10 protein-coding genes are annotated in these 7522 nt (G+C 72.4%); 4 read left to right on the top strand and 6 right to left on the bottom strand.

Annotated elements, in window-relative coordinates; genetic code table 11:
• Window positions 1-45: 45 nt before the first annotated feature.
• Window positions 46-876: an MBL fold metallo-hydrolase gene (locus tag QNO07_RS23565; RefSeq protein ID WP_283994323.1), complete on the bottom strand. Its 831-nt coding sequence runs from the start codon at window positions 874-876 to the stop codon at window positions 46-48.
• Window positions 873-1799, bottom strand: coding sequence for an NUDIX hydrolase (locus tag QNO07_RS23570; protein ID WP_283994324.1), 927 nt, complete (start codon window positions 1797-1799; stop codon window positions 873-875). The genes QNO07_RS23565 and QNO07_RS23570 overlap by 4 nt, the downstream gene beginning before the upstream one ends.
• A gap of 294 nt (window positions 1800-2093) precedes the next feature.
• Between QNO07_RS23570 and QNO07_RS27595 the strand changes: the two genes are divergently transcribed.
• The 4 genes from QNO07_RS27595 (at window position 2094) to QNO07_RS23590 (ending at window position 4814) form a co-directional block, all read left to right on the top strand.
• Window positions 2094-2702 (top strand): ATP-binding protein, encoded by a 609-nt coding sequence (locus tag QNO07_RS27595; protein WP_349636871.1) that lies wholly within the window; start codon window positions 2094-2096, stop codon window positions 2700-2702.
• The gene (locus QNO07_RS23580) at window positions 2699-3043 is read left to right on the top strand and encodes a hypothetical protein (RefSeq protein WP_283994326.1); all 345 of its coding nucleotides are present in this window, start codon (window positions 2699-2701) and stop codon (window positions 3041-3043) included. Before QNO07_RS27595 ends, QNO07_RS23580 begins: the two co-directional genes overlap by 4 nt.
• Before the next feature lie 367 nt (window positions 3044-3410).
• Window positions 3411-4235 (top strand): hypothetical protein, encoded by an 825-nt coding sequence (locus tag QNO07_RS23585; RefSeq protein WP_283994328.1) that lies wholly within the window; start codon window positions 3411-3413, stop codon window positions 4233-4235.
• Window positions 4236-4415: 180 nt separating this feature from the next.
• Window positions 4416-4814: a MerR family transcriptional regulator gene (locus tag QNO07_RS23590; protein WP_283994329.1), complete on the top strand. Its 399-nt coding sequence runs from the start codon at window positions 4416-4418 to the stop codon at window positions 4812-4814.
• Between the two features lie 74 nt (window positions 4815-4888).
• On the opposite strand, the gene QNO07_RS23595 is transcribed toward QNO07_RS23590, so the two are convergent.
• The 4 genes from QNO07_RS23595 to QNO07_RS23610 all read right to left on the bottom strand — a co-directional run bounded on the left by QNO07_RS23595 (window position 4889) and on the right by QNO07_RS23610 (window position 7444).
• Window positions 4889-5032, bottom strand: a complete 144-nt coding sequence (locus QNO07_RS23595) for a hypothetical protein (protein WP_283994330.1) — start codon at window positions 5030-5032, stop codon at window positions 4889-4891.
• 125 nt (window positions 5033-5157) lie between these two features.
• Window positions 5158-6165, bottom strand: a complete 1008-nt coding sequence (locus QNO07_RS23600) for an RAD23 family protein (RefSeq protein WP_283994331.1) — start codon at window positions 6163-6165, stop codon at window positions 5158-5160.
• Window positions 6166-6435: 270 nt separating this feature from the next.
• Entirely contained in the window at window positions 6436-6573 is a 138-nt protein-coding gene (locus QNO07_RS23605) for a DUF397 domain-containing protein (protein WP_349636872.1), read from the bottom strand.
• Window positions 6530-7444 (bottom strand): helix-turn-helix domain-containing protein, encoded by a 915-nt coding sequence (locus QNO07_RS23610; protein ID WP_283994334.1) that lies wholly within the window; start codon window positions 7442-7444, stop codon window positions 6530-6532. Before QNO07_RS23610 ends, QNO07_RS23605 begins: the two co-directional genes overlap by 44 nt.
• Window positions 7445-7522 lie beyond the last annotated feature (78 nt).

Raw genomic sequence — 7522 nt, forward strand, 5'->3', positions numbered from 1 at the left:
GTGAACCGCCGGGGTGCGGCTTCGGCCTTGCGGCACGCCCGGGCGTCAGATCAGTCCGTGTTCGCGCAGGTACTCCAGTTGGGCCTGCACCGACTGCTCCGCCGCCGGCCACAGGCTGCGGTCCACGTCCGAGTAGACATGCGCGACGACCTCGCCCGCCGTGCGGTAGCCGATCTCCACGGCCGTCTCCACCTGGGCCAGCCGCTTCGCCCGGTGCACCAGGTAGTACTCGATCGCCCCGCGCGGGTCCTCGAGCACCGGCCCGTGCCCAGGCAGCACCGTCCGCACGTCTTCGTCGACCACCAGCGAGCGCAGCCGCCGCAGCGAGTCGAGGTACTCGCCGAGCCGGCCGTCGGGATGGGCGACGACGGTGGTCCCCCGGCCCAGCACGGTGTCCCCGGTCAGCAGCGCCCGGTCGGCGGGCAGGTGGAAGCACAGCGAGTCGTGGGTGTGCCCGGGGCTGGGGACGACCCACAGCTCCAGGCCGCCGGTGGTCACCACGTCCCCGGCCACCAGCCCCTCACCGCCCAGCTTCAGCCTCGGGTCGAGAGCGCGGACCGGCGCGCCCGTCAGCTCCGCGAACCGCGCGGCGCCCTCGCAGTGGTCGGCGTGGCCGTGGGTGAGCAGCGTCGTGCCCACCCTTCGCCCGCCGCGCTCGACCGCCGCGAGGACCGCCGCGAGATGGCCCTCGTCCAGAGGTCCCGGGTCCACCACGACCGCCAGCTCGGAGTCCGGTTCGGCGACGATCCAGGTGTTCGTGCCGTCCAGCGTCATCACCGACGGGTTGGGGGCCAGCACGGACTCGGTCCGCTCGGTGGCACACCCGCCGAGGGCCCCGTCGCGGGGGCGTCCGGGAAGTGCGGCGTCGTCGCTCATATGGTGAAGATCCTCTTCTCGAACTCCTCATGACCGGGCCAGCTCAGCACGATCTCCTCACCCTCCAGGGTCGCGCGGGCGAGCACCGGCGTCAGGTCCCGGTCGGCGGAAGCGGCCAGCGCCGCCGCCGCGGTGGTGCACGGCGCGATCTCCCGCAGCGTGGCGATGGTCGGCGGCATCATCAGCAGCTCACCCCGGTCGTACCCGGCAGCGGCCTCCGCAGGCCTGATCCACACCGTCCGGTCCGCCTCCCCCGACACGTCACGGGTGCGCTGCCCCTCGGGCAGCGCGGCGACGAAGAACCACGTGTCGTAGCGGCGGCTCTCGAACTCGGGCGTGATCCACCGCGCCCAGGCCCCCAGCAGGTCGCTGCGCAGCGCCAGCGAGCGCCGCTCCAGGAAGTCCGCGAACGCCAGCTCGTGGGCCACCAGGGCCCTGCGGTCGGCCTCCCAGTCGTCGCCGGTCGTGTCGGCGACGACGGAGTCCGCGTCGCTGCCCGCGAGTAGCACACCGGCCTCCTCGAAGGTCTCCCGCACGGCCGCGCACACCACGGCCTGCGCCTCGGCGGGCGGAACGCCCAGCCGGCGCGCCCACTCCTCCCGCGACGGGCCGGCCCAGCGCACCTCGGCCTCGTCCCGCGGGTCGACGCCGCCGCCCGGGTAGGCGTAGGCGCCGCCCGCGAAGGCCATGGAGGCGCTGCGGCGCAGCATGTGCACCGACGGGCCGCCGTCGGCCCCGGCCGTGCCTGCCGGGGCGCCTGGGGCGTGCGGGGCGCCCGGGGCGTGTGCGGCGCGGGGCTGGTCGTCCCGCAAGAGCATGACGGTGGCGGCCCGCCGCGGCTGCACCGGCACCAGCTCGCCCCGGGACAGCGCCCGGATACGGTCCGGCCACTCGGCGGGGTACCACTGACCGTTCTTCGACATGGCCGGATCGTACGGCCACCCGGCGCCGGTATCGACAGCGCGTCCCGGAGCCCGCCCGGCCCTCACCGCGTGTGGGCGTCCTGCACGGCACATGCGGAGAAGTTGTGCGTTGAACGCGCGAGCGCACGGCCCCGTATCTCCACACTGAGGGTGCCACGGACGACATCGGAACGCGCTTGCTGGCCGCCGTACGGCCCGGGCTCGCTCCACTGACGGCTCGATGCCGGCGGTGTCCGCACGGCATCCGGGCGGCGTTGGCTGGACTGCGACGGCACCGGTGAGGAGTGGGCGCGGATGGACGACATCAGTGACCGTGGCGGAGGCCCCGAGAGGCCCGGCCGGGAACCGCTGGGGGCGATGACCCTCTACCCACGACCGGAGTCGGTGCCGCAGGCACGCCGCTGGTTCCTCAAGTTCCTCACTCCCCACAACCTGGTCCGTCCGCTGGACGACTGCCTGCTGATGCTGTCGGAGTTGGTGACCAACGCCGTCCTGCACGGCGACGCCGACACGTCGTGGCGCGTCAGAGTGGAGTGGTGGCGCAGGAACAGCGATCTGGGGGTGGACGTGCACAGTCCCGGACTGCCGACCTCGGTGCGCATGCGCCGGGCGGACGCGGACGAGTCGAACGGGCGGGGCCTCTACCTGGTCGACGTGCTCGCCGACTCCTGGCACGTCGGCGCCAGCCGCTACGGCGGCACCGTCGTCAGCTTCACCGTCGCCGGCGCCTGGGCGTCCTCGCCACCCGACCGGCCGGGCGCACCCGGCCGAACCGCCGCGCCCGAGCGGACGGGTCTGGCCGACGGGCCCGGCCGCTCCCACGGACCGGGCCACGGCAACTCCGGGCCGGGCCCCGAACCGATGACTCCTTCGTTCCACGACTCAGGAGAGCAACTGCTGTGAACCGCAGCCGACTGGCCCAACTGCTCACCGACGGTGCCGACGCCACCGGCCGAGCCCTCGCCGCACTGCGCCACGGCGGGGAGTACGTCGTGTGGGACGGCACCTCGCCCTCCAACTCCCTGGCCGGCATCTACGAACGCCGCCACCGCCACGCCCTGCGCAAGGGCATCGAGACGCTCGGCCTGGAGAGGGCCGTGCGGTTGCTGGAGCTGCAGGGCCGCCAGCCCGCCAGGCTGGGCCGCATCGACTCCCCCGACCGCGCATGGTCGTTCATGGTGTTCCTCACCGAGGACAGGCGCTCCCTGATCGCCTGCACCGCCCTGCGCCGCCGCATGGACTGACGGGCGCTGGGGCGCTGGGGCGCTGGACGCCGGGACCCCGGGACCCCGGGACCCCGGGACCCCGGGAAGCCGGGACCCCGGGAAGCCGAAGAGCAGCCCCGGCCGGAGTGGGTCCGGTCGGGGCGCACGACAGCCGCGCCCACGCCGTCGCGTGTCGCCCCGCCGCACGCCGTTGCCACCGTCCGGGCCGGTACGTACCCTGGAAGCCAGGCGCCGTCCTGCGCCGCACCCCCGTCCCGGTGCTCACGCCACCGGCCTCGTGGGGGCAAAGGGAACCGTGAGTTCTCGGGGTGCCGGTTGCATGCCTGATCCGGCGGGGTCGACAGAAGCGTGAGTCCTGTCACCGCGCCGTCGACAGGAGCATGCAATGACCAGGCAGAAGTCCTTCAAGACGCGCGTGCGCACCCGTATGACGAAGACGGGCGAAAGCTACACCACCGCGCGCCGCCAGCTGCTGGAGAAGTCCGGCCCCTCCGCGACCGCAACCGACCCCGCGACGCCCGCCACGACACCCGACCCGACGCCCACCATGCCGGCCCCCGCGGCATCCCCCGCGGCATCCCCCGCAACGTCCCCCGGCTTCACCGCGTCCATGGGCGCCCCGGCGCCCCCCGGCGCCACCGACTCCGCCCTGGAGGCGGCGGCCGTCCGCGCTCAGCAGCTTCCGGAGGAGGCCGTGCGGGAGCGCACCGGGCGCCCCGCAGACGAGTGGTTCGCTCTGCTCGACGCCTGGGGCGCAGCCGTCCGCACACACACGGAGATCGCTCACCGCCTCGTTGAGGTGCACCAGGTGGACGGCTGGTGGGCGCAGAGCATCACCGTCGCCTACGAGCAGTCCCGTGGTCTGCGTGCGCCCGGGCAGAAGGCCGACGGCAGTTTCTCGATCGGCGCCACCAAGACGGTCGCCGTCCCCGTGGAGCGCCTCTTCGCCGCCTTCGACGACAGCGCCCTGCGCAGGCAGTGGCTACCCGACGCCACGGTCAGGGTCCGTACCTCCACCGCGCCCAAGAGCTTCCGGGCGGACTGGGCCGAGGACGGCACCCGGATCGTCGTCGCCTTCGTCCCCAAGGGCGAAGCCAAGGCGCAGGTCGCCGTCGAACACACCAGGTTGCCCGACGGCGAGGCAGGTGCCCGGATGAAGGCGTACTGGCGGGAACGCCTCGCCGAGCTCAAGCGCCTACTGGAGAGCTGAGCCGCACGGCACCCGGCGCACTCGGCCACCGGCACCCGCTCCTCCACGGAGCACCCGCAACTGTTCGATCACCGGTCGGGCATCATGGACGGGAGGCCTGCGTTTTCAGGTGTTTTGTTGCCGCCCCGGCGGGGCGGCAACACCGCACACCATCACACATGTTGAGGAGAGCTGGCAGAGATGGCGGAGCGGCAGATGCAGATCGGCGAGGCGGCCGAACGAACCGGTCTCTCCCTGCGCACCATCCGCCACTACGAGGACGTCGGTCTGGTCATACCGTCTGCCCGCAGCAAGGGCGGCTTCCGCCTGTACACCGAGACCGACGTCGAGCGACTGATGGTGGTCCGGCGGATGAAGCCCCTGGACTTCTCCCTGGAGGAGATGCGGGACCTCCTGGAGGCAACCGACCGCCTGGCGTCCCCCGAGCCGATGGAGGACGGCGAACGCGAGCGCCTGCGCAAGCGGCTGGACTCCTACCTCACCGCGGCCGAAGCCCGCTGCGAGACCCTGCGGGCACAACTCACGGCAGCCGAGGACTTCGCCGCCACCCTCCGCCGCCACCAGGCCTCCGACACCTGACCGAAGCACGCACGCCCACAAGCGCGCATGCCCACACGCCCACACGCCCGCACGCCTGTCCCGGGGCGGAAGCGCTACCGCTCCGGCGGCGACAACCTGGGCACGTGAGCCCGCAGCAGCCTGCGCGGCGCCTGGTACGGCACCCCGTCCAGGGTGACGGGCTCGAACTCGGCCACCCGGGGCCGCCACGCCAGCAGGCGGCGCTGACGCTCCCGCACGCCGAAAGCGGACGGTAGTTCCCGAGCGGACACAGCTACCCCCTACAACTCAACAGAGACCCCACCACGCTACATGAACATGGTTCCCATTGCCGACGGGGTCGCGGTGGAGAACGGGCGGCAGCTCAACCGACCGCACGGAACTCGTCTCCGGCCCGGCAGTCCCGGCACTGCCCGGGCGTGGCCGCGCGGAACGCCCGCTCACAGCCGTCGCACGTCTGGAAGGGCAGCACCACCGGGCGTTCCCGCGGAACTGCATCCGGGGGCGGGGCGGGCAGGGGCGTCTCCCGCAACCGGAAGGCGAGGATGCCCGCCGGACGCACACGGAAGCGGTCAGGCAGGCCTGCCGTGAGCAGCTCGGTGATCCGTGGCGCGTCCACGCCTGCCGCGAGCCACTGGGCGACGGCCGGCGCCAGCCGCGCGGCTTCCCGCCCGGAGAGGATCAGGCGGGGGTCAACCCGGCGCAGGGCAGCGAGCACGGCCACGGCCTGCGGGTCCGCGTCGGAAAGCCCGACTGCCTTCTCCGGCACGGTCGGCGCGGACGCGGGCACGGACGCAGGCGGTGCGGACGTGGGCGCGGTCGGCGCAGCCTCTGACACGGATACGGACGTTGGCGTAAGCGCGGAGCTGGGCGTGAGCGCGGAGCTGGGCGTGAGCGCGGAGGTGGGCGCCGCCCTCACCGCAGCCGACGGCGGCCAGCGCCGACCTGGCGGCTTCGGCGGCGAGGGCGGCCCCGGCGGCCTGGGCGGGCCGTCCGGACCGCCCCCGCCCGGGCCCGGATCAGCGCCGGGCAGGGCGTGGAAGTACGTCCGGGTCCGGATCTGCCCGGTGGGCAGCCGTTCGCGTCGCCGCTCCAGGTAACCGGCTGCCTCAAGTTCCCTCAGTGCCCGCGAGATCAGGATCTCGCCCTCGGTGAAGTGCTCGCACAGAGCGGCGATGCTCACGGGAGAGCCGTCGGGCAGCGAGAGGATGTAGACCGCCACGCCGACCGTGACGGCACTGCCGCGTCGCTGCGCGAGGGCATTGGAGAGCACGGTGAAGTCGGCCGTGAGCCGGGTGCGTACGTGGATCACGCCGGAGGTCGGAGCTCCGGCGTCGGCGCGCAGGCGCGCGTTAGACTGCGGTTCAGCCATCGGGAAGGTTCTGCTTCCTGATCGGTCAGGCCCTCGATCGGGATTGCCGTCCCGGCCGGGGGCCGTATCAGTTTGCGGTTGTCGCGGCGAACGTAACCGTCCGTATCCCGCCTCCGCAAGCCAGTCACCCGGACGGGTGACGGCGACGGGAGGGTGGGTGGGCGGGTGGTTCTTTCCCCGGTTCTTCAAGGAGGCCGGCGGCCCACCGGCCCCTCACTCACCAGGACCCGGCGGACCCGGAAGACGGCCCGCGACCGAGACCCGGCCGACTCAGATCCGGTACTGACCAGCCCTCAACTCGCTTGTGAACGCCGCCCAGGAGTCCGCCTCGAAGGTCAGGACAGGACCGTGCGGGACCTTGCTGTCACGGACGGGCACGACGCCTGGGAACCCGTCCGCCACCTCCACGCAGTCTCCCCCCGCTTGATTGCTGTAGCTGCTCCTGCGCCAAGCGGCGCCGTTCAGATCGGGACGGGACCTTCGCACCACGGTGGTTGTCCTCCATCACGGCTCGGATCATGTCGAGCGACATGAGCGGGGGCAAAGCGGCTGCCCGTAGCCGATCGTAAATCACCTTGTAGCGACCGACGTTGGCCGGTTCCTCGATGAGCCGACCGTAGTCCGAGCCTTCCGTGTAGGCGATCTCCGAGTCGTCCGGCAGCCTCAGGATCGTCAGTGAGCCACCCATCGCTTCGTGCCCGCCCTGGTCGAACGGCAACACCTGCACTGTGGTCCGGCGTTCCGCTGCTGCATTGAGCAGTCGGTGCAGTTGCTGACGCATCACGGAGTCCCCGCCGATCGGACGCCGCAGTACCGCCTCGTCCAAGATCACCCACAGCTCTGGCCGGTCGAGCGAGTTGAGTCTTTCCTGTCGTCCCATACGGGCCGCGACACGCTCCTCCAACTGGTCTTCGCTGTCGAGCAACGCGTCAAGGCTCAGAACCGCCCGTGCGTAGTCCTCCGTCTGCAACAGACCGGGCACCACGTGGGCCGCGTACTGCACGACCGCCACCGCCTGCTCGGCGTGCGCCATGAACGCTCGTGACCAGTCCGGGAACGCCTCCCGGTACACGTACGGCCACAACTCGACCAGCAGGTTGTCCGCGCCGAGGACGGAGTCGAGCGTGCGCGCCAGTTCCAGCGTCGGCTTGGCTCCGGAGCACCGTTCGATCTGCGTGATCCGGGTGCTCACCACATGCGCTCTACGGCCGAGTTCGGCCTGCGTCAGTCCGGCCGCCGTCCGCAGTCTGCGCACCCGCGAGCCGAACAGCGCCGCCATCGACGTACTGAGCGTTTCCGATCGTGCCCCGATCGGGTGGCTGTAGGGCCGTGACGTACGAAGCTCCCTACCCGTTGC

Origin of the sequence: Streptomyces sp. 549 (assembly GCF_030124175.1) — a bacterium.
In the GTDB taxonomy this organism is placed as follows: domain Bacteria; phylum Actinomycetota; class Actinomycetes; order Streptomycetales; family Streptomycetaceae; genus Streptomyces.